The following is a 23,151-nucleotide window of genomic DNA, read 5'->3' as shown; positions in this document are numbered from 1 at the left end:
GCATGGCGCACTGCCAGCTAGTCTTGGGGCCGCCGCCAGGCTCCACAATCAGACGGAACTACAATTCGAAGGGCCCTGCTCGTATCCCGGTACGAAGCCCGCAAGGCTCGCTCAAGCCAGGCGCGACAAGGCCTCGCGCTTGGTGGCATGCTTGCCGGCCCGATCGATCGTCACTCCTGCCCGCGGACCCGCCATGCCATTCCATATCCAGGACATCCTCGACAACGCTTCCCTGCGCACCCGCCTGCTCGGCGGCAGCGAAGGCGTCGGCCGGCGCCTGCGCTGGGCGCATGTGTGCGAGCTGGCGGACCCGACCCAGTGGCTGGGCGAAGGGGACCTGCTGATGACCACCGGCATCGGCATTCCCGCCCAGGCCCAGGCGCAACGGGATTACCTGCAACGCCTGGCCGCGGCACGCATCTCGGGGCTGATGATCGGCGAGAACATGCAGGCCCCGGCGGATATCCAGGCCCTGCAGGACGAAGCCTGCCAGCTGGGTTTCCCGCTGCTGATGACCGATTACGCGGTGCCCTTCTCCGCCGTGACCCGCGCCATCGTCGACGCCAGCAAGCAGGAAGAGCACGAGCGTCGCAGCGCCGTGACGCGCATCTATGAAAGCGCCCGCATTGGCCTGCGCGGGCTTGGCCTCGCCGGGCTTTTGCGCCGGTTGTGCAGCGACGTGCGCGCGCAGCTGTTCCTGTTCGACTCGGCGACGCTGCAACCCTGGCAGGAAGGCCTGCCGCCGCTGCCGGCCAGCTGGCGGGCAACCCTCGCCCAGCGCCGCTCGGTGCCGGACACCGTGACCCGCTGCAGCAATGGCGAGCAGGAAGCGCTGGTGATGCCGCTGCCGTCGCTCACCACCTGCGAAATCCTCGCCACCGGCGGCGAGCTGCTCGACTACGGCCTGCTGCATCACATCGTGGCGGTACTGGGGATCGAGCTGGAGCGCGCCCAAGTCGAGCACGAACGCATGCTGCGGCTGGGTTCGGAACTGCTGGACGATCTGCTGCAGCAGCGCCTCACCGAGCGCGCCGCGCAGGAACGGCTGGCGCAGCTGAATTGCCCGGTGGATGCCGCCTGCCTGGTGCTGGCGCGCGCCGCCGGCGAGCTGCCGCAACACTGGCAGCAGCGACTTCAGCGACTGGGAATGGGCCTGCTGGTGCGACACCAGGGCAACGAACTGATCCTGCTGCTAAGCGATCCGGCGCAGGCCGCAACGCTGCAGGCCGAGCTGGACTGCACCCTGGGCCACAGCAACCCGTTGGGCCATGCATTACGGGCGGTGGAAGCCCTGCGCGAGGCGCGCCTCGCGCTGGCCCATGCCAACCACCAGCGCCCGCTGGTGGCCTATGCCGATGCCCAGGGCGAGCAGTCCTGGCTGCCGGCGAGCCTGGAGGAAGCACGGCGTGTGCATCGCCGGGTACTCGGTGCGCTGGCGGATTACGATGCGCAACAGGGTGGCCAGTTGCAGCACACCCTGCGCGTCTTCCTCGAGCAGAACCGTTCCTGGCAGAAGGCCGCACAACGGCTCAACGTGCACAAGCAGACGCTGGTCTACCGCATCCGCCGCATCGAGGAAATCACCGAGCGCTCGCTGGACTGCACCGAGGACGTGGCCGTCCTCTGGATCGCGCTGCGCTCGGCGCAGATTGCCGGCATGGACGCCGGGATCAGGGAATGATCACGAAGCTCTTGCGCACGGTCTCGCGGATGTCCCAGGTGCCCTGACAGTTCGCCGGGAACAGCACGGCGTCGCCGGCGCGCAGTTCGATCGGCTCGCCGTCGTCCGGGATGAACAGGCAGTGGCCGCTGATGAAGTGGCTGAATTCCCGCGACAGCACCTGGCGCCGCCAGCGGCCGGGCGTGCATTCCCAGACACCGGTGAGCAGGCCGCCCTCGCCTTCCTCGGCGTGGGTCGCGGCGCTGGATACCGGAGTGCCCAGGGGTTCCTTCACCGGCTGCGGCGCCGGCAGTTCGAGTCCGGCGGTGCCGGTGAGCAGGATCGGTTGGGGCATGGTTCTTTCTCCTAAAGGTCCTTGTCTTCGAGCCCTGCCGGGGCGAAGCCGGCCAGGGTGCGGTCGAGCCAGCCGCCCTTGCGGTTCTGCGCCTCGGCCTGTTCCTTGCGTTGCACCGCGCCGCGCACCATCAGTCCGCCGACGTAGCGCACCGGTTCGAGCGGGAAGCGCTTGGGCTGCCGGCCGACCAGGCCGCAACGGCTCCACTCGTCATCGATGCCCAGCGCCAGGCTGGCGAGGATGCGCCCGCCCAGGCGGCTCGGGCCGACGCCGTTGCCGCTCCAGCCGATGCCGTAGACGATGTGCGGCGCGCCCTCCAGGTGGCCGAACACCGGCAGGCTGTCGTAGGTACGGTCGATGGGGCCGGACCAGCTGTGGGTCACCGGCACGTCGTCCAGCTGCGGGTAGGTGCGGCGCAGGTCCTGCTCGGTGTCTTCGCTGAGCTGCGGGTTGTGGTCGTAGCTCTCGTCGATGCGACTGGCGAAGCTGATCATCCCGGTGCCCTTGCCGAAGGCGATGCGGCCGTCCTGCGTGGTGCGGTAGTAGTCGACCATCAGCTGCGAATCGGTGATGGCTTCGCCACCGGTCCAGCCGATCTGCTCCAGGCGCTCCGGGATCGGCGCGGTGGCGACCACGGTGCTGGTCACCGGCAGGATGGTACGGCGCAGTTCGGGAATTGCCGCCGCCCAGGCGTTGGTCGCCATTACCACCTTCGGTGCGCGCAGTTCGCCGCCGGGGGTGCGGATCACCGCCGGCCGGCCGCGCTCCAGGCTGAGCATGGGGGTGTTCTCGAAGATGCGCACGCCCTTCTCCAGCGCCACCCGGCGCAGACCGCGCACCAGGCGGGCCGGCTGTACCGTGGCGTTGCTGGCTTCGAGCACGCCTTCGAGGTGTTTCGCGGAGCCGGCGCGGCGCGCCACTTCGCTGTTGGAGAGTGACTGGAACACCGGCTCGCCGAGGCGCTCGCAGGTCTGCTGCACGCCCTTCCAGGCACCGCGCTGGGCGTCGGTGGTGGCAGTCCACAACCAGCCGGCACGGCGGAAGTGCGCATCGATGTCGTGGGCCTTGCAGAATGCTTCGATCTCACCGATGGCCGCTGCCGAGGCGCGGGCCAGGCGCAGTGCCTCGTCCTTGCCGCACTGCGCGGCCAGCGAACTGATCTTCGGCCACCAGGACATGACGAAGCCGCCGTTGCGCCCAGAGGCGCCGCCGCCACAGATGTCGCGCTCGATGATGGCGATACGGCAATCAGGCTTGAGCTCGAGCAGGCGCAGCGCAGTCCAGAGGCCGACAAAGCCGCCGCCGACGATGGCCACGTCGACGTCGAGCGGGCCTTCCAGCGCAGGCAGCGGAGTGAGCTCGGAGGCGATTTCCTCCAGCCACAGGGAACGTTTCATGTGCGGATTCCAGGTTGAACGGTAGTGGCGCCACTGTCCTGTGTCAGGCCAGTGGCGAACAATCGTCCATTCCATGCAATCCGGGGAAAGGCCTCATACGAAGATATGAAGCCGGGGCGCTGCGGCCGGTGATATCAGGCCTTGGGCTTCTTCGGCGCCAGGCCCGGCTTGGAGAACTTCACGATCAGCCAGTTATCGGACTTGCCGTGCTTCACCGTGACCTCGGCCACGCGGATGCTCGACGGCACCGTGGCCAGTACCTGGCGGGCGTCGAGGCCCGGCTTGATGTACTTGTCGAGCTGCTCGTAGAGGCGGTAGCTGATCATCCCGCTGCGCAGCGCATGGGTCTCGAAGTCGCCGATGGCCTTGGCGTCGGCCTCGGTGCGGTTCGGGTTGAGGGTGTGCGCCAGCACGTCGACCACGTTCTTGTCGTCGGCGATGGCCACCAGCATGAAGCGCTTGGCCACTTCCTGCAGTACGCGCCGGTAAGCGGCATCGTTGTATTCGCTGTACAGCACCGCCTCGACCAGCTTCTGCTTGTCGAAGGTCAGCGCCAGGCGAAAGCGCGTGCCGGCGTAGTCCACGCCATCCTTGCAGCGCGCGGTGACGCCCATGGGCTGCAGGCATTCGACGAAGCCCTGCTGCTTGCCGAAGCCCTTCTGCGCCGCGCCGTAGTTGTACTTGCCGAACAGCGGATCAGCCGCCGACGCCATGCCCGCCACGCACATCAACAGTGCGCCCATTGCCCATCTGCCCATTACCAACTCGTCCCACGCAATGCAAAGGACGCGAGGATAGAGGATTCAGGGGCCTTGTGGCGCCCCGCAGACGACAATCGGAACATTGGAAGGCGATCCGGCGGCGACTCAATCGAACCGGTATTCCAGCCCGGCCCCCGCATACCACGAGCGCCCCGGCGCCGCCTCGTAGTAACGCCCGTTGCTGTCGCCGACGATCACCGAACCGACGTACTGGCGATCCAGCAGGTTGTCCAGGCGCACCAGCTGGTGGAAGGTCCAGGGCCCGACGTGCTGCTCGAAGCGGGTGCGCCAGTTGAACACCGCATAGCTGGGGGCCGGCTTGTCCTCGTTGCTGTCCTCGACATAGACCTTGCTGCGGTACTGGCCTTCGAAGCCCATGCTGATGCCATCCTGCCGCTTCCACACCAGCTCGCCGAACAGGCTGCTGCCGGGCACACCGGGCAGGTGATTGCCCTTCTCGATGGTACTGCCGCTCTCGACGAAGTCCTCGTCGTAGGTGGCGTCGAGGCGCGTGTAAGCCAGGTTGGCCTGCCAGTGTTCGGACAGGTCGCTCTGCACGCCCAGCTCGAAACCCCTGCGCAGGGTCTTGCCGGCGTTCTGGTAACTGGTGCGGCCGCCGCTGGAGCTGGCGACGACGATCTCGTCGTCGGTGCGTATCTCGAAGATCGCCGCGTTGACCCGCGTATTACCGGCGACCCTGGCCTTCAGACCGACCTCATACTGGGTACTGGTGGCCGGGTCGAGGCCGAAGTTGAAACTCTCGCTCAGACCCGGCGCGTAGGCCATCTCTGCCTGGGTCGGGGTCTCGAAACCCTTGCCGGCGCTGATGTAGCCGTGCAATTCGGGAGTGAAGGCGTACATCACCGAGAGCGACGGGTTGTTCTGCTGGTACTTCTTCGAGCCGCTGGAGTCGCCGTTGGCCAGGTAGCGATCGTCCACTTCCATTTTCATGGTGCTGTGCCGCAGGCCGGCGTCGAAGGTCCAGTTGCCCAGTTCCCAGCGCGCCTGCACGTAGGGGTCGAGGCTGGTGGCGATGTCGTTCTCGTTGCGCCGCATCTCGCCCTTCACGCCCAACTGGTCGCCGCTGAAGTTCTGGAAACCCTTGCGGTCATCCTCGCTGCGGTCGTAGTCCACCCCGGTGGTGACGGTCAGCTCGCCCGGCACGCCGTGCACCGGCTGGATCCAGCGCAGGGTGCCACCGTGGAACTCGCGGTCGAAGTCCACCACACCGCCGCCACGCTGGGAGTTGGAGGCCACCGTCCTGGGGATCGACAGGTACTGCACCACGCTGCGCTGGCCGGCGTAGAGGTTGAACTGCAGGGTCGCATCGCCGAAATAGCGCTCATAGTTCATGCCCAGCTGCTGGTGATCGATGCTCTTGCGCGTGTTGTACAGCTCGGCAGCCGGAGCGACGGAGCGCGGGTCGTGCTCATAGGCGTCCCAGGTCTGGCCCAGCGGGTCCTGCGTGTTGTTCTGCTCCAGGCTGCTGTAGATCAGCGCCATCCGGCTGTCTTCGTCGGGCTTGAAGTTGAGCTTGGCGAAGGTCTGGTCGCGGCGCGCGGCGCTGTGGTCGCGGTAGCCGTCGGTGTCCATGCGCGAGGCATCGAGCAGGAAACCAGCCTGGTCGGTGCCGCCTTCGGCATACAGGTGGTTCTTGTTGAAGCCGTCGCTGCCGAAGGTGGTTTCCGCGCCAACCTTCGGCGCCCCGTAACCGTCGCGGGAGAACATCTGGATCACCCCGCCGCTGTTGCTGCCGTAGAGCGTCGAGGCCGGGCCGCGCAGCACCTCGATGCGGTCGGCGACGTCGAGGTTCAGCGTCGCCGCCTGGCCCTGGCCGTCCGGCGTGCTGGCGGGGATGCCATCGCTGAGCAGCTTCAGACCGCGAATGCCGAAGGCCGAGCGCGCGCCGTAGCCACGGGAGGAAATCTGCAAGTCCTGGGCGTAGTTCTGGCGGTTCTGCACCACCAGGCCGGGCACCCGCTGCAGCACTTCGGAGGCATTGACGCCGAGCTGGCCGTCGCTGAGCTGCGGCTGCTGCACGGTGTCGATGGAAAACGGCAGGTCGAAGCTCGACACCGGCGCGTAGGCGCCCGTCACCACCATGGGTTCGGCCAGGGCTTGCTCGGCGCTCTGCGGGTCGGCGGCGCGGGCCAGCTGGCCGTGGGTGACGCCGCAGATCAGCAGCGGCAGCAGTTTGAGTCGGGCGGGCACAACGGAGCGGGAAACAGGCACGGCAGCTAGGATTCTTCTGTAGGACCGAGCAGCGATGCTGCCAGTCTCGGCAGCCTCTGCACAGGGGGATTGTGGGTCAGGATGTTCTGGGCAAGAACCGGAGGAGGCTATGGCATTCGTCCCAGCTTTTTTTGACAGAAGGCGCATCTTCGACGTTTGTACTATCTAGTTAATTAGCTAGCTAAGAGTATAATCGGCGAATCCAACAGTGAGAACCTTCTGTATGAAACCGGTACAGCGCGCCTCCCGCGTGAGCACTTTCATCCTCCTCGGCCTGGGTGTGGTCATCGCCCTCCTCGGCCTCGCCCTGGCCGCCGGCGGCATCCGCCTGGTCAGCCTCGGCGGTTCCTGGTACTTCCTCATCGGCGGTCTGGCCATGGCCGTTTCCGGTCTGCTGATCGCCCTTCGCAAGCCGGCCGGCGCCTGGCTGTTCGCCGCCTTCCTGGTGGCAACCGCGGTCTGGGCCGTGGCCGACACCGGCCTGGTGTTCTGGCCGCTGTTCTCGCGCCTGTTCATGTTCAGCGCGATCGGCGTGGCAGTTGCGCTGGTCTACCCGCTGCTGGCCCGCTCCGCCGGCCGCGACGCAGGTCGTGGTGCATACGGCATCGCTGGCGTGCTGGCAGTGCTGGTGGTGATCGCCGCCGGCAACATGTTCGTCGCCCACCCCAGCGTTGCCCCCACCGGCAAGGGCCCCGGTCTGACACCGGTTGACCCGGCCCACGCGCAGAAGGACTGGGCCCACTACGGCAACACCGAGGGCGGCAGCCGCTTCGCCGCACTGGACCAGATCAACCGTGGCAACGTCGACCAGCTCAAGATGGCCTGGACCTACCACACCGGCGACGTGGCGATCAGCGACGGCAATGGCGCGGAAGACCAGCTCACCCCGCTGCAGGTCGGCGACAAGGTGTTCATCTGCACCCCGCACAACAACCTGATCGCCCTCGATGCGGACACCGGCAAGGAACTCTGGAAGAACGAGATCAACGCCCAGTCCAAGGTCTGGCAGCGCTGCCGTGGCATGGCCTACTTCGATGCCACCAAGGAGATCGCCCAGCCGACCCAGCCCAACAGCTCGCAGGTCATCGCCGCCAGCGTGCCGGCCGGCGCCAACTGCCAGCGTCGCCTGCTGACCAACACCATCGATGCGCGCCTGATCGCCGTGGACGCCGACACCGGCGAGTTCTGCCAGGGCTTCGGCAACAATGGCCAGGTCGACCTGAAGGCCGGCCTGGGTGACGTGCCCGATTCCTACTACCAGCTCTCCTCCGCCCCGCTCATGGCCGGTACCACCGTGGTGGTCGGCGGTCGCGTCGCGGACAACGTCCAGACCGACATGCCCGGTGGCGTGATCCGTGGCTTCGACGTCATCACCGGCGCCATGCGCTGGGCCTTCGATCCGGGCAACCCGGAAGACAAGGAAGCCCCGGCAGACGGCAAGACCTACGTGCGCAGCACTCCCAACAGCTGGGCGCCGATGTCCTACGACCCGGCGATGAATACCGTCTTCCTGCCCATGGGCAGTTCCTCCACCGACATCTATGGCGTGGAGCGCAGCAAGCTCGACCACACCTACGGCGCCTCGATCCTGGCCCTGGACGCCACCACCGGCGCCGAGAAGTGGGTCTACCAGACCGTGCACAACGACCTCTGGGACTTCGACCTGCCGATGCAGCCGAGCCTGATCGACTTCACCCGGGACGACGGCAAGACCGTGCCGGCAGTGGTGATCGGCACCAAGGCCGGGCAGATCTATGTGCTCGACCGCGCCACCGGCAAACCGCTCACCGAGGTGAAGGATGTACCGGTCAAGCCAGGCAACATCCCCAACGAGCCCTACTCGCCGACCCAGCCGAAATCCGTCGGCATGCCGCAGATCGGCGCGCAGACCCTCACCGAATCGGACATGTGGGGCGCCACGCCGTATGACCAACTACTGTGCCGCATCGACTTCAAGAAGATGCGCTACGACGGCCTCTACACCGCGCCGGGTACCGACCTGTCGCTGAGCTTCCCCGGCTCTCTGGGCGGCATGAACTGGGGCAGCCTTTCCACCGACCCGGTGCACGGTTTCATCTTCGTCAACGATATGCGCCTGGGCCTGTGGATCCAGATGATCCCCTCGGCCAACAAGGGCGCGGCGGCCGGCGGCGGCGAAGCGCTGAACACCGGGATGGGCGCCGTGCCGCTCAAGGGCACGCCCTACGCGGTGAACAAGAACCGCTTCCTCTCGGTGGCCGGCATCCCGTGCCAGGCGCCGCCGTTCGGTACCCTCACCGCCATCGACATGAAGACCCGCCAGGTGGCCTGGCAGGTTCCGGTGGGCACCGTGGAAGACGCCGGCCCGCTGGGCATCCGCATGCACCTGCCGATCCCCATCGGCCTGCCGACCCTCGGCGGCACGCTGTCCACCCAGGGCGGCCTGGTGTTCATCGCCGGCACCCAGGACTTCTACCTGCGCGCCTACGACAGCGGCAACGGCAAGGAAATCTGGAAAGCCCGCCTACCCGTCGGCAGCCAGGGCGGCCCGATGACCTATGTGTCGCCCAAGACCGGCAAACAGTTCATCGTCATCACTGCCGGCGGCGCACGCCAGTCCACCGATCGCGGCGACTACGTAATGGCCTACGCCCTGCCCGACAAGCAGTGAGCGGCCCGGCCTGACGATCCCATCGCGCCCGCCTCGTGCGGGCGTCTCCTTCCGGCGCGGCACTACCACCGCGCCTTTTTTTATTCGCTTCACGTTCAGGAAATCCCATGCGCACTTCCCTTCGCCTAACGCCCGGCCTGCTGCTGTGCGTCGCCTCGCTGCCTGCGCTGGCCGAAGAAGGCCTGCTCGACCGCCCCATCATGACCGGCGACTGGGGCGGCCTGCGCCACCAGCTGGAACAGGACGGCGTCAAGTTCACCGGCGACTACAGCGGCGAGACCGCCTACAACGCTCACGGCGGCCTGCACCGCTCGGCGCGCTATTCGCAGAACATCAAGCTGGGCGTGCAATTCGACCTGTCGAAACTCTACGGCCTGGACAACGGCGGCAAGGTCCAGCTGACCATCAACGACCGTCGCGGCAACAGCGCCTCGGAAGACCTGGTGGGCAACCGCCTGCCGGTCCAGGAAAACTACGGCGGCCTCTACACCCGTCTGACCGAGCTGAGCTACGAGCGCGACCTGAGCCAGGCGCTGAACCTCAAGCTCGGCTACATGGCCATGGGCAACGACGTCGGCGGGCTGGACAGCGGTATCCTCTGCAACTTCATGAACGCCGGCTTCTGCGGCCACCCGCTGAACATGTCCGGCGGCAGCGGCTGGACCAACTACCCCAACGCGCACCTGGGAGCGCGGGTGAAGTACAGCTTCGCGCCGGACTGGCAGCTGCGCATCGCCGCCTTCAACGTCGACCCGGAAAGCAACGGCAACTCCAGCCGCGCCTGGCACCTCACCCCCAAGCACACCACCGGCACCGTGGTGCCCATCGAGCTGATCTACAAGCCCCAGGGCGAGCTGCCCGGCGAGTACAAGCTGGGCTGGTACTACGACAGCTCCGACGTACAGCGCATCGGCAGCGACAAGCAGGAGTCCGGCCGCAGCGGCCACTACCTGCTGGTGGACCAGGCCGTGTGGAACGACCCGGCCACCAAGGGGCGCAGCCTGCACCTGTTCGGCCAGGCCTCGGCCGCCAGCAGCGCCGCCTCGCCCTTCACCAGGTGGTATGGCGCCGGCGTCGTGCTCTACAAGCCCTTCGAAGGCCGCCCGAAGGACAGCCTCGCGCTGGGTTATGGCCGCGCCGTGCCCAACCCGCGCAGCCGCGAGGTGCAGGAGAACAACGCTCTCGCCAACGGCCAGGACTATCCGAACCTGGACAGCGGCGAACAACTGATCGAGCTGAGCTACGGCTACCAGGCCACCCCCTGGCTGACCCTGCGCCCGGACGTGCAGTACGTCATCGAGCCGGGCGCCTTCTCCGGCCAGGACATCGACAACGCCCTGCTGCTCGGCCTGCAGGTCAAGGCGACGTTCTGAGACCCGTGCCCCTGAGACAAATTGATACAGTAACCCCATGATTCATAGGACTTTTCCTATACAAATAGAACGTTCGTACTCCTAAACTGGCCTGTCACCCTGCGGGAACACCCGCAGGACGTTGACACCGGTTATATGGAGCTACACATGCCCGGTTGGTATGAAATCAAGGAACTCAGCAGCGGCAACCGTCGCGTTCTGCTCAAGAACACTGCCCACGGTACTCTGCTGGAAACTCTGGCCTACCCGACACAGGAGGCAGCCGAGCAGGCCATCAACAGCCTCCGCAGCTCCTGTGCGGCCGTCGAGCGCTACAAGCGCCAGATGTCCCCCGGCGGCAAGAATTTCTTCGTGATCCGCGATAACACCGGTGCAGAACTGCTGACCAGCAAGCTGTACGACTCCGAGGCCGCTCGCGACCAGGCGATCGCAACGATCGCCCAGGCCGGCCTCAGCAGCGAGCTGCGCAAGCACGCCTGAGTGACGAGTGAATGAAAGAGCCCCGCGCAATGCGGGGCTTTTTTATGTGCGTCTGGGCCTGCAGGGCGGAAAACGCTGGCGCGTTATGCGCCCTACGAACTTATCCGCGAAGTCCCGGGCGGCGGAATCCGCAACTAGCGGGAATTACCGACGCACAGCGCCCGCTCCTACGGAATAGATCTGTGCTCGGATCGGCCCTCACCCTAACCCTCTCCGTTCGGTGCCGGATGAAATCACAGCGTCAGCCGGCACGATTTGCTCCCTCTCCCTGAGGGAGAGGGCTGGGGGTGAGGGGGAAAGCACAAACACCGAACTACCAGGGAAAGACAGTTGCTCCTACAGGTTGGCTCCGTCGTTCCCGGAAACCACGGTGGTCATGCTCTTGCCGTCCACCCGCCGCAACGGCAGCGACTCCGGGTCGAAGCCGTCGATGCAGCAGGCATTCACACTGAGCAGCGCCGGATTGCTGCGGCGCTGGTGGTAGACGTAGATGCCGCATGTCCCGCAGAAGTAATGCAGCGCGACGCCGCTGTTCCAGCGATACAGGTGCAGGGCCTGATCACCGCGGGTCAATCGGAAGTTGTCCTTCGGCACGGTCGCCATCAGGGCGTTGCGCTTGCCGCACAGCGAACAGTCGCAGCGCACCAGTTCATCGAGCTCCGCGTCGAAGGCGAAAGCCACCGCGCCGCAGTGGCAGGTGCCGGTGTAATGCATGGCTGAATCCTCCTCGGGGATGCCCTTCATCGCTGATCCTCATGAATACATCAGCGTAGACACCCCGCTATTCGTGACTCCGACTCAACTATCCTTTGCTGTTTACCACGTTTTTCTCAATGACTGACTTCCGGACAATGCCTCCCATCGCATCCCATTCGTCCGGAGCCCCATACCATGCCCCTCGCACTCCTGGCGCTGACGCTCAGCGCCTTCGCCATCGGCACGACGGAGTTCGTCATCGTCGGCCTGATCCCGACCATCGCCACCGACCTGGGCGTCACCCTGCCCTCCGCCGGCCTGCTGGTCAGCCTCTACGCCCTGAGCGTCGCCATTGGTGCACCGCTGCTCACCGCCATGACCGGGCGCATCCCGCGCAAGGCCTTGCTGGTCGGTCTGATGGCACTGTTCACCCTCGGCAACCTGGTGGCCTGGAAGGCACCCAGCTACGAATCGCTGATCATCGCGCGCATCCTCACCGGCCTGGCCCACGGTGTGTTCTTCTCGGTCGGCTCGATCATCGCCACCAACCTGGTGAGCAAGGACAAGGCCGCCAGCGCCATCGCGACCATGTTCAGCGGCATGACCGTGGCCTTCGTCACCGGCATCCCGATGGGCACCTTCATCGGCCAGCACCTGGGCTGGCGCGTGACCTTCCTGGTGGTCGCCGCCTTTGGCGTGGTCGCCCTGCTCGGCAGCCTGCTGTTCGTGCCGAAGAACATCCAGCACACCCCGCCGGCACCGCTGCTGCGCCAGGCCCGCGTGCTGCTGCAACCGCGCCTGCTGCTGGTCTATGCGATGACCGCCGTGGGCTACGGCGGCTCGCTGATCGCCTTCACCTTCCTCGCGCCGATCCTCCAGGACCTGGCCGGTTTCAGCCCGAACATGGTCGGCGCCGTGCTCCTGGCCTACGGTGTCTCGGTGGCCATCGGCAATATCTGGGGCGGCCGCCTGGCCGACAAGCGCGGCCCGGTCAGCGCCCTGAAGATCATCTTCGGCCTGCTGGCTTCGGTACTGCTGGTGCTGACCTTCACCGCCGGCAACCCGTGGCTGGTGGTGCTGACGGTGCTGGCCTGGGGCGCAGTGGCCTTCGGCAACGTGCCAGGCCTGCAGGTGTATGTCGTGCAACAGGCCGAGCGCGTGGCGCCGGATGCCGTGGACGTGGCCGCCGGCTTCAACATCGCCGCGTTCAACCTCGGCGTGGCTGGCGGTTCCTGGGCGGGCGGTCTGGTCGTCAGTCACCTGGGCCTGGGCCACACCCCCTGGATCGCCGCCGTGGTCACCCTCGCCGCCTTCGGCCTGACCGCCCTGAGTGGCCGTCTGGACCGCAGAAATTCCATGGAACCGGCCGCCGCTGGCGCGGTTCCCACTCACTGATCGACCAAGGAGACTTCCCATGAGCGTTCCCGCATTCGGCCTCGGCACCTTCCGCCTCAAGGGCCAGACCGTCATCGACTCCATCCGCACCGCGCTGGACCTGGGCTACCGCGCCATCGACACCGCGCAGATCTACGGCAACGAAGCCGACGTCGGCGAGGCCATTGCCGGCGCCAGGGTCAAGCGTGACGAGCTGTACCTGACCACCAAGATCTGGACCGAGAACTACGCTGCCGACAAGCTGATCCCCAGCCTCAAGGACAGCCTGCACAAGCTGCGTACCGACCGCGTCGAACTGACCCTGATCCACTGGCCCTCGCCCAAGGGCGAAGTCCCGGTCGCCGAATTCATGGGCGCCCTGGCCGAAGCCAAGGCCCAGGGCCTGACCGGCGAGATCGGCGTCTCCAACTTCACCATCGCGCTGATGCAGGAAGCCATCGCCGCCGTTGGTGCGGGCCAGATCGCCACCAACCAGGTGGAACTGCACCCCTACCTGCAGAACCGCAAGGTCGTCGATTTCGCCAAAAGCCAGGGCATCCACATCACCTCCTACATGACCCTGGGCTACGGCAAGGTGCTCAGCGACGAGGTGATCATCGAGATCGCCAAGCGCCACGGTGCAACCCCGGCGCAGGTCACCCTGGCCTGGGCCATGCAGCTGGGCTACTCGGTCATCCCCTCGTCCACCAGGCGCGAGAACCTCGAAGGCAACCTGCGCGCCGTCGACCTGCGCCTGACCGACGCCGACATGGCCGCCATCGCCGCGCTGGAGCGCAACGAGCGCATCACCAGCCCGGAAAGCCTGGCCCCGGCCTGGGATTGATTCGTCCCTGCCTGACAGCCGCCCCTCGGGGCGGCTTTTCCGCTTCCAAGGAATACTCATGAGAGCACCCGAGCACACCCCCGCAAACGACTACGCCGCCTGGACCTGGACGCCCGGCGCCGGCCTCGACGGGCTGACCCTCGCCCGCCTGCCGGTGCCCACGCCGGGCCCGGACGAAGTGCTGGTGGCCAACACCGCCATCGCACTGAACCCGGTGGACTGGAAGATGATCGACTGGGGCCGCGACGACTGGCAGCAAGGCCAGGTGCCCGGCGTGGATGGCGTCGGCATCGTCATCGCGGTGGGCAGCGAGGTGAACCTGCGCGCCGGTGCCCGCGTCGCCTACCACCAGGCGCTGACCCGCGGCGGCAGCTTCGCCGAATACACCCTGCTGCGCGCCCGCGCCGTCTACCCGGTGCCCGATTCGCTGGACGACGCCACCGCCGCCAGCCTGCCCTGCCCCGGTCTCACCGCCTGGCAGGCACTGGACAAGCTGCCGGCCTGCAACAACCGGGACGTGCTGGTGACCGGGGCCGGCGGAGCAGTCGGCTACCTGCTGGCGCAACTCGCCCTGCAACGCGGCCTGCGCGTGTGGGTGACGGCCTCGGCGAAACGCCGCGAGCACCTGCTGCAACTGGGTATCGCCGGAGTCTTCGACTACCGCGACGGCCAGTGGACCCAGCACCTGCTCGAAGCCCTCGGCCCGCGTCGCCTGCATGGGATCTTCGACACCGTCAGCGGTAACCACGCCGCCAGCCTCGCCCCGCTGCTGGGCTACAACGGCCACCTGGTGTGCATCCAGGACCGCCAGGAAGGCGCCCCGCTGCCGGCTTTCAGTACCGCCATCTCGCTGCATGAAGTGGCGCTCAACAGTATCCACGCCCATGGCGAAACCCTCGACTGGCAAGAACTGCACGCAGGCGCAGAACAACTGATGCAGGGCGTCGCCAATGGCCAGCTGCAGGCGCCGGCGAAGCAATTTTTCGACTTCGCCGAGCTGCCCGAAGCACTGCACCGCTTGAAGTCCGGCGCAGGCAGCGGTAAATGGATCAGTCGCCTGCCGGCGCCGATGGTCATCGCCTGACCGGACCGCTTCGGGGTAAAGCCGAATCCCCATCTGGCAGGATGAACACGTCGTAGGATGGCGTGGAGCGCAGCGATACCCATCGATGCCATGCACCCGACGCATGGGTATCGCTGCGCTCCACCCATCCTACAAGAGCGCCCCGGACAAAACCCTCAGAACGAACAGGAGAACATCATGGATCTGGGCATCAAGGGCCGCTGGGCCGTGGTCTGCGCCGCCAGCAAGGGCCTGGGCAGGGGTTGCGCCCTGGCGCTGGCCCGCGAGGGCGTGAACCTGGCGATCAACGCCCGCGACGTCGACACCCTCGCCGCCACCGCCGCTGAACTGCGCCTGCTGGGCGTGGAAGTACGCGAAGTGGCCGGCGACATCAGCCAGCCGGACGTGCGCGCCGCACTGGTCGCCGCCTGCCCGCAGGTGGACATCCTGGTTAACAACGCCGGCGGTCCCCCGCCTGGTGATTTCCGCGACTGGGAACGCGAGGACTGGCTGCGCGCCCTGGAGCTGAACATGCTCACGCCCATCGAGCTGATCAAGGCCACCATCGACGGCATGGCCGAGCGCGGCTTCGGGCGCATCGTCAACATCACCTCCGGTTCGGTTAAAGCGCCGATCGCCACCCTCGGCCTGTCGAACGGCGCGCGCAGCGGCCTGACCGGGTTCGTTGCCGGCGTTGCCCGCCAGCCGCAGATAGCGGGCAACAACGTGACCCTCAACGGCCTGCTGCCCGGCTCCTTCGACACCGACCGCCTGCGCAGCGGCTTCCACCGCGCGGCAACCCTCAGTGGACGCGACGAAGGCGAACTGGTGGATGCCGGCAAACAGGAGATCCCCGCCGGGCGCTTCGGCAGCGCCGAGGAGTTCGGTGCTTTCTGCGCCTTCCTGTGCAGCGCCCACGCCGGCTACCTGACCGGGCAGAACCTGCTGCTCGATGGCGGCGCCTATCCGGGCACCTACTGAGTCCCGCACCCTGGTCCCAGCACCGGTATCCCTGTAGGAGCGGGCCATGCCCGCGATCCGTCGGCAGGGCCGGCGCTGGCCATCGCAGCGGAAGTCTGCCATCGGACGAATTCCAACCCTACCGGCACCTGGCACCGAATCTCCCTGCAGAGTCGCCCTAAGGGCGCGGTCGCGGACATGGCCTGCTCCTGCAATGGCGCCCGATGTTCAAGACAACCCAGCTACGCCGCCCCTACAATCACCCCGCCGCTCCCGAACAGGCCTGCCGATGAAAGCCCACTCCGACGAACTCAAGACCTTCGCCACGGTGATCGACTGCGGCTCCATCACCGCCGCCGCCGAACAACTGGGGCTGACGCCCTCGGCCGTCAGCCGGGCGCTGTCGAAGCTGGAGGAAAAGCTCGGCACCACCCTGCTCAACCGCACCACGCGGCGCATGAAGCTGACCGAGGAAGGCGAGTTCTTCCTCGAGAATGCCCGGCACATCCTCGAACAGATGGACGCCCTGGAAGAGCGCCTGGCCCTGCGCCAGCAATCCCCGGCCGGGCGTCTGCGGATCAACGCGGCGTCGCCCTTCATGCTCCACGCGGTAGTGCCGCATATCGGCGCCTTCCGCGAGCGCTATCCGGACATCGAGCTGCAGCTCAACACCAACGACCTCAACATCGACCTGCTGGAACAGAGCACCGACATCGCCATCCGCATCGGCCACCTCGCCGACTCCAGCCTGCACGCCCGTCCGCTGGGCAGCAGCCGCCTGAACCTGCTCGCCGCTCCCCAATACCTTGAGCGCCACGGCACCCCGACCAACCTGGAAGAGCTGCTCGGCCACTCGCTGCTGGGCTTTACCCAGCCCGAGGCGCTGAACGTCTGGCCGATCCGCCACGCCGGGGGCGACACCCTCACGGTCGACCCGTCGCTGTCCGCCTCCAGCGGCGAGACCCTGCGCCAGCTGGCCATCGGCGCCCAGGGCATCGCCTGCCTCGCCAGCTTCATGACCTGTGACGACATCCGCGCCGGCCGGCTGGTGCGCGTGCTGCCGGAGATGACCAGCGAGCGCCGCCAACCGATCCACGCGGTGTACTACCGCAACTCGCAGCTGGCGCTGCGCATCCAGTGCTTCCTCGACTTCATCCAGGAGCGTCTGGCGCAGTCGCTGCACGCCACCGGCTAAGCCAAGAAATTTCCCACAGCCGGAAAACCTCGACCACACTCAACAGGGTTCGCGACGCTCCGCCGCCGGGGCGTCTTCCCGCCGTGATCGAGGGCCTGGCATGTCACCCATGCTGCTGTACCTGCGCGCCATCATCCATCCTGGCCGCGATACCCTGCTGTTCGCCCTGCGCACCGTGCTGGCGGGGCTGCTGACGCTCTACCTGGCGTTCCTGCTCGACCTCGACCAGCCCAAGTGGGCGACCATGACGGTGGTGATCATCAGCACCCCGCTGGCCGGCATGACCCTGCAGAAAAGCTTCGCCCAGGTAATCGGCACCACCATCGGCGCCATGGTCGCCGTGGCCATCATGGCGCTGTTTCCCCAGGCGCCGCTGCCCTTCATCGTTACCCTGGCGCTGTGGCTGGCGCTCTGCACGGCCGGCGGCACCCTGATGCGCTTCACCTACTCCCACGCCTTCGTCCTCAGCGGATTCACCGCGGTGATAGTCGCGCTGCTGGCCCAGCCGGCGCCCGAATCCACCTACACCCTGGCCATCACCCGCGTCACCGAAACCCTGCTGGGCGTTGCCTGCGTGACCCTGGTCAGCCTGTTCTTCGCCCGGCCGCAGAGTGTCGCGCGCGGTTATTTCGCCAAGGTCGACCAGTTGATCCGCCTGATTGCCGTGCACGCCGCCGCGGTGATCCGCGGCGAGGAGCTGGAGGAAGACTTCCAGCAACGCCAGAAGCAACTGCTGGGCGAGATAGCCGCCCTGGAAATGCTGCGCCGCCACCTGTATTTCGACGCCCCGCGCCTGCGCGGCGCCGATGAACTGGTGCAGCAGTTGGCCAACCAGTTGGTGCTGATGACCTCGCGCCTGGCCATCCTGCGGCGCCAGCGCAAGTTGATCGAAGCGCGCCTGAGCGGCCCGCTGCCCGAATCCGTGCGGCGCCTGCGCGAGGACGAACTGGCCTGCCTTGCCGAGCTGGCCGAGTTCGGCCGCGACCTGCCCGGCGCCACCCGCAAGCGCATCACTCAGCTGCGCCAGCGCTTCGACGCCGCCGCCCGGCAGGCGGAGGAACTGGCCGACGGCCTGCCCACGTCACTGCGTTCACTGGCCTGGGCGCTGCGCTTCGAGCAGGCGCGGCTGATGCAGCAACTCGACGAGATGATCGAGCTGAGTGAGGCGATCCAGGAGGGCCGCCCCGGCAGCAGCTCCTACCCGCAGAGCCAGGCCCACGCCCTGCACCTGGACTTCCACCTCGCCGCGATGAACGCCACCCGCGCGTTCGTCGCGCTGTGCTGCGCCGGCTGGATCTGGATCGAGACCGCCTGGGACGGCGCCCGCGCCGGGATGATCCTGATCGGCATCCTCTGCTCCCTGCTCGCCACCTTCCCGCGTCCGCTGATGGCGAGCCTGGCCTACATGCGCGGGCTGGCCATGGCGCTGGTGGCGGCGGCGCTGCTGCAGTTCCTGCTGCTGCCCAGCGTTGGCGACTTCGAGATGCTCGCGCTGTTCCTCACGCCGCTGCTGTACGTGATCGCAGTCGGGCTGGCCAACCCGCAGACAGCGGGGATCGGCATCGGTCTGGGCTTATCGACCTTCCTGCTGGTCGGCCCGCAGAACCAGGGCGCGTGGATCAACACCTCGCTGCAATGGTTCGAGTTCGCCGGCGGCTACGTCAGTGCCGGTGTGCTGGCGTTGCTGGTCTACGCCTGGGTGTTCCCCTTTGACGCCGATGCGCGCCTGCGCCGCCAGTCGCGCCGCACCCGCGCCGAGGTGCGCTCGGTACTGCTGTCCAAGCCCAGCGAAGCTCGCCGCTTCCTGTTCGAGAGCCGCATGGTGGATCGCCTGGCGATCATGCTCGGGTTGTTGCCGGCGGCGCGCGACAACCAGTCCGGCGAGCGCTTCCAGTGCAGCCTGGCGAGCATGACCCTGGGTGTGGTGCTGCACCAGCTGCGCCGCGAGAGCCTGAACCCCAACGGCCTGCCGCAGGCGCTGCGCGAGCGCCTGTCACTGCTGCTGGATGAACTCGCCGCCTGCCTCGACCAGCCACCCGCCGCGCCGCTGCACCGGGTACTGCCGGCCATGCGCGAGCTGGGCAGCGAGCTGGACGAGCTGCAAAGCCACGGCAACTACCCCAGCGGCGACGCCATGCGCCCGGTGTTCGTCAGCGGCGTCGCGCTGCTGGTGGCTGCCGACCTGCTGGAACGCTTCCGCGACCTCTACGGCGAATCCGCCGCCCTCCATGACGACCACGGGGAAGCCGCGCTGCATGCCCGTTGATATCGAACTGGGCGGGGTCTACCTGCCGCCGCTGGCCCAGGCGCTGCTGCTGGCCCTGCCGATCTTCCTGCTGCTGGACTGGAGCCTGCGTCGCCTCGGCGTCCTGCGTCTGGTCTGGCACGAGGCGCTGTTCGAAGGCGCGCTCTATGCCTGCATCTGCGCAGGCCTGATCCTGCTCATGGGAGCCCTGCACTGAATGGCCAGCCTGCGCAAAGCCGTCCCGCCACTGATCACCCTGGCCGTGGTCGCGCTCGCCCTGATCCTCGGTTACTTCGCCTGGACCTACTACACCCGCGCGCCCTGGACCCGCGACGCCCGAGTGCGCGCCGACGTGGTGACGCTCTCTGCGGACGTCACCGGGCGTATCGTCGAACTGCGGGTGAAGGACAACCAGCACGTCAAAAAGGGCGAGCTGCTGCTGACCATCGACCCGGCGCGCTACGAACTGGCGGTGCTGCACGCCGACCGCGCGGTGGAAGTCGCCCGCGCCGCACTCGGCCAGTCCCAGGCGGCCATCACTGCCAACCAGGCGCTGTTGCAGCAGCGCCACAACGAGGAGGTCCGCCGCCGGGCGCTGAAGGCGCGCTCGGCGATCTCCAACGAGGAATGGGAGAAGGCGCAGACCGACGTCACCGTGGCCGAGGCCCAACTGCTGCGCGAACAGGCCAACCTGGGCCTGGCGCAAGCCAATGTGGCGCTCTCCGAAGCCGCGCAGAAGCAGGCACGCCTGGACCTGGAGCGCACCCAGGTGATGGCGCCGGTGAACGGCTACGTGACCAACCTGCTGACCCGCGCCGGTGATTACGCCACGGCCGGCCATTCACTGGTGGCGCTGGTGGACAGCGACTCCTTCTACGTCGGCGGCTACTTCGAGGAAACCAAGCTGCCGCGTATCCGCGAGGGGGACCGGGTGGACGTGCAGCTGATGAGTGGCGAGCGCTTCGACGGCCGCATCGAGAGCATCGCCTTCGCCATCACCGACCGCGAGAACGCCCCCGGCGCGCGCCTGCTGGCCAACATCAACCCGAGCTATACCTGGGTGAAACTCGCCCAGCGCATCCCCGTGCGTATCGCCATCGCCCCCGACTACAAGGGCCGCGACCGCCTGCGCGCCGGCACCACCGCCACCGTCAGCGTGGTCGAAAGCGCTCGCTAGGCCCCTACCTTCCGATGGGCACGGGGAACTTTCATCACCGCCCCGTCATCAACCCATCGCGTGATTGTCACCCGCCCGGTGCAGCATGCCTTCAGCTTCCCGCATCCCGCGCGGACGCCTGCGCACGAGGATGACCCTTGCCCCGCCTTCGCCTTCTGGCCGCTTCCCTGCTGACCTGCACCACTCTCGCCCTGGTGGCCTGGCGTTCGCTGCCCACGCCACTGGAAGACGTGCCGAGCAGCAGCCTGTTCGCGCACAACTGGGCCCGCGGCGGGGTCGTCCTGCTGGTGCGCCACATGGAGCGTTGCGACCGCTCCACCGCCGAATGCCTGGGCGCCGCCGACGGCATCACCGCCCGCGCCGCCGCCCTGGCCCGGAGCATGGGCGAGAGCATCACGCGCCTGGGCCTGACCGCCACCGACATCTACAGCAGCCCGGCCAACCGCACCATGCAGACCGCCGACCTGATGTTCGACCGCAACGTGGCGCGCCAGGACTGGCTGCTCACCTGCAAGGATGGCGACCTCGCCGAGCAGATCCGCCAGCACAAGGCCGCGCACCGCAACCTCGTGCTGGTCACTCACAGCGAATGCTTCGACCTCCTGCGCGAGAACCTCAAGGTGCGCGAGACCGACACCCCCGAGTACGGCAGCGCCCTGGTGCTGTTCGACGAGAGCGAACCCAGGCTGCGCATTGCCGGGGAAGTCGAGACCGATGAGTGGCTGAAGCTGGTGAACTCGCACAACCCGAGCTGAGGCCGCTGCCAGAAAGCGCTTTCTGTGCCATCTTCTTGCGATCGTTCCAAGGAGAGGCTCGATGCCCGCCCTGCTCACTTCCCACCCGCTGTTCGCTGCCCCCGTCCTGCTGCTGATCGACCTGCTGCTCTGGCGGCTGGTCGGTCCGGCTCATCCGCACTGGCGGCTGGCCACGCGCATCCTGTGCTTCCTGCTGTTCAGCCTGCTGCTGTTCAACGCCGGGATGAACCCGCTGCGCGCCGCGCCCTGGCCGGATGACCTGCCCAGCCACATGGTCGCCACGGCCGTGCAGATCTTCTGGTGGCTGTTCGCCGCACGCTGCCTGACGGTGGTGCTGGGCTTCCTGCTGGTGCAACGCATCGGCCACGGCGGGCGGTTGCTGCAGGACGTGGTCGGCGCACTGATCTTCCTGGTCGCCATCATCGCCGCCGCCGGCTACGTGCTGGAGCTGCCGGTGAAGGGCCTGCTGGCCACTTCCGGGGTGGTTGCCATCGTCCTCGGCCTGGCGCTGCAGAGCACCCTGAGCGACGTGTTCTCCGGCATCGTGCTGAACACCACCAAGCCGTACCAGCTGGACGACTGGATCTCCATCGACGGTATCGAGGGCAAGGTCACCGAGATCGACTGGCGCTCCACCTACCTGCAAACCTCGCAGGGCACGCTGGCCGTGGTGCCCAACTCCCTCGCCGCCAAGGCCAAGGTGCTCAACCTGAGCCGCCCGGCAAACCTCTATGGCGTCAGCGTGAGCCTGACGGTCAGCCCGCACATCCGCCCGCGCAAGGTCGTGGAGGCGCTGGAGCACGCGCTCGGCGGCTGTCGAGCGCTGCTGGCCACGCCTGCGCCAGCGGTAAGCGTGCGCAAGTCCGCGCCGGACGGTGTGGAATACGAAATGAGCGGCTTCGTCGCCGCCATGGGCGAGAAGCGCGAGGTGCGCAACCAGTTGTTCGACCTCGCCTACCGCCACCTGCAGGCCGCGGGCATCAACCTGCTCGCCGAAGCCGATGCGCCGATGCGCGAGAGCGCCTCGCGGGCACGGGCGCTGCTGGTGCGTTCGGGGCTGTTCGATGCACTGCGCGACGAGGAACGCGACGAACTGGCAAAGCGCATGCAGCGCCGCCCCTTCAAGCGCGGCGAAGTGCTGCTGGCGCCGGGGGATGTCAGCGACCGCCTGCTGATCATCGACTCCGGCGTGGTCAGCGTCACCCTGCCCCACGACAGCCAGACCATCGAGGCCGGCCGCATGGGGCCAGGCGAAGTGTTCGGCGAGGCCGGCGTGCTGACCGGTTCGGCCTGGCAGGCTGAGTTCACCGCGATCAGCGATGGCGCCGCCTACTACATCGACAAGGAAACCCTCGCTCCCTGCATGGAGGCGCGCCAGGAGATCGCCGAGGCCATGGGCCGTCTGCTGGACTTCCGCCAGAAGGCCAGCGCCGCGCTATTGGTCGAGCAACCCACGGTGGTGCAGCAGCGCGGGCTGATGGCCTGGCTCAAGCAGCACGCCGGACGCCGCTACAAGGCCTGACTCCATTGCGTAGCAGGCGTTGCCGGGTCAGGCGCTGACTTCCTGCAGGCAATCCAGCGGCACCCAGCCGGCCTCGCCACCGGAGCGCACGCACCAGAGCCAGCCGCCCAGCTCGCGGCCGCCTTCGAGGCGCTCGCCGACTTCGACGTCGAGCTCGCGGGCGGTGTAGTCCTCCATCGCCACCCCCGCGCCCGGCGCAGTCATGTTGAAGACCTGCGCCGGCACCCAGCCCTCGCGCTGGCCGGGCGTGGAGCAGAAGTACCAGTCTTCCCAGCCCTCGGCGCCTTCATATCGCTCACCGACGAACAGCGGTGCGCCCCTGGCGAAGGTGATGGGCGCGGGGTACTCGCTGCGGTGGCGCTGAATCACTTCGTAGTGCATGTCGATCTCCCGGTTCCCTGGACCGATCCAT

Annotated in this window: 20 protein-coding genes; 14 read left to right on the top strand and 6 right to left on the bottom strand. The window is 67.3% G+C overall.

What is annotated here, in order from left to right; all coding sequences use genetic code 11:
• Positions 1-193 precede the first annotated feature (193 nt).
• Entirely contained in the window at positions 194-1,681 is a 1,488-nt protein-coding gene (locus IB255_RS24595) for a PucR family transcriptional regulator (RefSeq protein WP_081520413.1), read from the top strand.
• On the opposite strand, the gene IB255_RS24590 is transcribed toward IB255_RS24595, so the two are convergent.
• The 4 genes from IB255_RS24590 to IB255_RS24575 form a co-directional block, all read right to left on the bottom strand.
• Positions 1,671-2,015 (bottom strand): cupin domain-containing protein, encoded by a 345-nt coding sequence (locus IB255_RS24590; protein WP_192210971.1) that lies wholly within the window; start codon positions 2,013-2,015, stop codon positions 1,671-1,673. The two genes, IB255_RS24595 and IB255_RS24590, sit on opposite strands and share 11 nt — an antisense overlap.
• A gap of 11 nt (positions 2,016-2,026) precedes the next feature.
• Positions 2,027-3,412, bottom strand: a complete 1,386-nt coding sequence (locus tag IB255_RS24585; protein ID WP_192210970.1) for an NAD(P)/FAD-dependent oxidoreductase — start codon at positions 3,410-3,412, stop codon at positions 2,027-2,029.
• Positions 3,413-3,546: 134 nt separating this feature from the next.
• The gene (locus IB255_RS24580; protein ID WP_151187202.1) at positions 3,547-4,170 is read right to left on the bottom strand and encodes a hypothetical protein; all 624 of its coding nucleotides are present in this window, start codon (positions 4,168-4,170) and stop codon (positions 3,547-3,549) included.
• Between the two features lie 108 nt (positions 4,171-4,278).
• Positions 4,279-6,276: a TonB-dependent receptor family protein gene (locus IB255_RS24575; protein ID WP_192211006.1), complete on the bottom strand. Its 1,998-nt coding sequence runs from the start codon at positions 6,274-6,276 to the stop codon at positions 4,279-4,281.
• Between the two features lie 352 nt (positions 6,277-6,628).
• Here IB255_RS24575 and IB255_RS24570 point away from each other — a divergent pair, with 352 nt between their 5' ends.
• The 3 genes from IB255_RS24570 (at position 6,629) to IB255_RS24560 (ending at position 10,908) form a co-directional block, all read left to right on the top strand.
• A complete protein-coding gene (locus IB255_RS24570) occupies positions 6,629-9,055 on the top strand; it encodes a glucose/quinate/shikimate family membrane-bound PQQ-dependent dehydrogenase (RefSeq protein ID WP_192210969.1) in 2,427 nt (808 codons plus the stop codon).
• Between the two features lie 107 nt (positions 9,056-9,162).
• Positions 9,163-10,428 carry a carbohydrate porin gene (locus IB255_RS24565; protein WP_192210968.1) on the top strand — a complete coding sequence of 422 codons (1,266 nt, stop codon included), beginning with the start codon at positions 9,163-9,165 and terminating at the stop codon, positions 10,426-10,428.
• Between the two features lie 147 nt (positions 10,429-10,575).
• Positions 10,576-10,908, top strand: coding sequence for a DUF1508 domain-containing protein (locus tag IB255_RS24560; RefSeq protein WP_192210967.1), 333 nt, complete (start codon positions 10,576-10,578; stop codon positions 10,906-10,908).
• A gap of 336 nt (positions 10,909-11,244) precedes the next feature.
• On the opposite strand, the gene IB255_RS24555 is transcribed toward IB255_RS24560, so the two are convergent.
• The gene (locus IB255_RS24555) at positions 11,245-11,622 is read right to left on the bottom strand and encodes a GFA family protein (protein WP_225594995.1); all 378 of its coding nucleotides are present in this window, start codon (positions 11,620-11,622) and stop codon (positions 11,245-11,247) included.
• Positions 11,623-11,799: 177 nt separating this feature from the next.
• Here IB255_RS24555 and IB255_RS24550 point away from each other — a divergent pair, with 177 nt between their 5' ends.
• The 10 genes from IB255_RS24550 (at position 11,800) to IB255_RS24505 (ending at position 22,739) form a co-directional block, all read left to right on the top strand.
• Positions 11,800-12,999, top strand: a complete 1,200-nt coding sequence (locus IB255_RS24550; protein WP_192210965.1) for an MFS transporter — start codon at positions 11,800-11,802, stop codon at positions 12,997-12,999.
• A gap of 19 nt (positions 13,000-13,018) precedes the next feature.
• Entirely contained in the window at positions 13,019-13,822 is an 804-nt protein-coding gene (gene dkgB, locus IB255_RS24545; protein WP_151187207.1) for a 2,5-didehydrogluconate reductase DkgB, read from the top strand.
• A gap of 58 nt (positions 13,823-13,880) precedes the next feature.
• Positions 13,881-14,906: a zinc-binding dehydrogenase gene (locus tag IB255_RS24540; RefSeq protein ID WP_151187208.1), complete on the top strand. Its 1,026-nt coding sequence runs from the start codon at positions 13,881-13,883 to the stop codon at positions 14,904-14,906.
• Between the two features lie 177 nt (positions 14,907-15,083).
• On the top strand, positions 15,084-15,866 hold the full coding sequence (locus IB255_RS24535; RefSeq protein ID WP_081520425.1) for an SDR family oxidoreductase: 783 nt from the start codon (positions 15,084-15,086) through the stop codon (positions 15,864-15,866).
• A gap of 268 nt (positions 15,867-16,134) precedes the next feature.
• Positions 16,135-17,040, top strand: coding sequence for a LysR family transcriptional regulator (locus IB255_RS24530; RefSeq protein ID WP_081520426.1), 906 nt, complete (start codon positions 16,135-16,137; stop codon positions 17,038-17,040).
• A 100-nt stretch (positions 17,041-17,140) separates the two neighbouring features.
• Positions 17,141-19,306, top strand: coding sequence for an FUSC family protein (locus IB255_RS24525; protein ID WP_192210964.1), 2,166 nt, complete (start codon positions 17,141-17,143; stop codon positions 19,304-19,306).
• Positions 19,296-19,502, top strand: coding sequence for a DUF1656 domain-containing protein (locus IB255_RS24520; RefSeq protein ID WP_045207441.1), 207 nt, complete (start codon positions 19,296-19,298; stop codon positions 19,500-19,502). The genes IB255_RS24525 and IB255_RS24520 overlap by 11 nt, the downstream gene beginning before the upstream one ends.
• On the top strand, positions 19,503-20,462 hold the full coding sequence (locus IB255_RS24515; protein ID WP_151187213.1) for an HlyD family secretion protein: 960 nt from the start codon (positions 19,503-19,505) through the stop codon (positions 20,460-20,462).
• A gap of 137 nt (positions 20,463-20,599) precedes the next feature.
• Positions 20,600-21,217, top strand: coding sequence for a hypothetical protein (locus tag IB255_RS24510; RefSeq protein ID WP_081520429.1), 618 nt, complete (start codon positions 20,600-20,602; stop codon positions 21,215-21,217).
• A 61-nt stretch (positions 21,218-21,278) separates the two neighbouring features.
• Entirely contained in the window at positions 21,279-22,739 is a 1,461-nt protein-coding gene (locus tag IB255_RS24505; protein WP_081520430.1) for a mechanosensitive ion channel domain-containing protein, read from the top strand.
• 27 nt (positions 22,740-22,766) lie between these two features.
• Here IB255_RS24505 and IB255_RS24500 read toward each other — a convergent pair whose 3' ends face one another.
• Entirely contained in the window at positions 22,767-23,120 is a 354-nt protein-coding gene (locus IB255_RS24500; RefSeq protein ID WP_081520431.1) for an SH3 domain-containing protein, read from the bottom strand.
• Positions 23,121-23,151 lie beyond the last annotated feature (31 nt).

This window comes from Pseudomonas sp. PDM22 (genome assembly GCF_014851965.1).
GTDB lineage: Bacteria > Pseudomonadota > Gammaproteobacteria > Pseudomonadales > Pseudomonadaceae > Pseudomonas.
The sequence above is the reverse complement of the archived record's forward strand: the minus strand, read 5'-3'. Positions and strand labels throughout refer to the sequence as shown.

Bases quoted from the DNA above. Each gene is read 5' to 3' on its own strand.
- IB255_RS24595 (WP_081520413.1), top strand. From the start codon at position 194: ATGCCATTCCATATCCAGGACATCCTCGACAACGCTTCCCTGCGCACC.
- IB255_RS24590 (WP_192210971.1), bottom strand. From the start codon at position 2,015: ATGCCCCAACCGATCCTGCTCACCGGCACCGCCGGACTCGAACTGCCG.
- IB255_RS24585 (WP_192210970.1), bottom strand. From the start codon at position 3,412: ATGAAACGTTCCCTGTGGCTGGAGGAAATCGCCTCCGAGCTCACTCCG.
- IB255_RS24580 (WP_151187202.1), bottom strand. From the start codon at position 4,170: ATGGGCAGATGGGCAATGGGCGCACTGTTGATGTGCGTGGCGGGCATG.
- IB255_RS24575 (WP_192211006.1), bottom strand. From the start codon at position 6,276: ATGGTGGTGACGGGCGCCTACGCGCCGGTGTCGAGCTTCGACCTGCCG.
- IB255_RS24570 (WP_192210969.1), top strand. From the start codon at position 6,629: ATGAAACCGGTACAGCGCGCCTCCCGCGTGAGCACTTTCATCCTCCTC.
- IB255_RS24565 (WP_192210968.1), top strand. From the start codon at position 9,163: ATGCGCACTTCCCTTCGCCTAACGCCCGGCCTGCTGCTGTGCGTCGCC.
- IB255_RS24560 (WP_192210967.1), top strand. From the start codon at position 10,576: ATGCCCGGTTGGTATGAAATCAAGGAACTCAGCAGCGGCAACCGTCGC.
- IB255_RS24555 (WP_225594995.1), bottom strand. From the start codon at position 11,622: ATGCATTACACCGGCACCTGCCACTGCGGCGCGGTGGCTTTCGCCTTC.
- IB255_RS24550 (WP_192210965.1), top strand. From the start codon at position 11,800: ATGCCCCTCGCACTCCTGGCGCTGACGCTCAGCGCCTTCGCCATCGGC.
- dkgB (WP_151187207.1), top strand. From the start codon at position 13,019: ATGAGCGTTCCCGCATTCGGCCTCGGCACCTTCCGCCTCAAGGGCCAG.
- IB255_RS24540 (WP_151187208.1), top strand. From the start codon at position 13,881: ATGAGAGCACCCGAGCACACCCCCGCAAACGACTACGCCGCCTGGACC.
- IB255_RS24535 (WP_081520425.1), top strand. From the start codon at position 15,084: ATGGATCTGGGCATCAAGGGCCGCTGGGCCGTGGTCTGCGCCGCCAGC.
- IB255_RS24530 (WP_081520426.1), top strand. From the start codon at position 16,135: ATGAAAGCCCACTCCGACGAACTCAAGACCTTCGCCACGGTGATCGAC.
- IB255_RS24525 (WP_192210964.1), top strand. From the start codon at position 17,141: ATGTCACCCATGCTGCTGTACCTGCGCGCCATCATCCATCCTGGCCGC.
- IB255_RS24520 (WP_045207441.1), top strand. From the start codon at position 19,296: ATGCCCGTTGATATCGAACTGGGCGGGGTCTACCTGCCGCCGCTGGCC.
- IB255_RS24515 (WP_151187213.1), top strand. From the start codon at position 19,503: ATGGCCAGCCTGCGCAAAGCCGTCCCGCCACTGATCACCCTGGCCGTG.
- IB255_RS24505 (WP_081520430.1), top strand. From the start codon at position 21,279: ATGCCCGCCCTGCTCACTTCCCACCCGCTGTTCGCTGCCCCCGTCCTG.
- IB255_RS24500 (WP_081520431.1), bottom strand. From the start codon at position 23,120: ATGCACTACGAAGTGATTCAGCGCCACCGCAGCGAGTACCCCGCGCCC.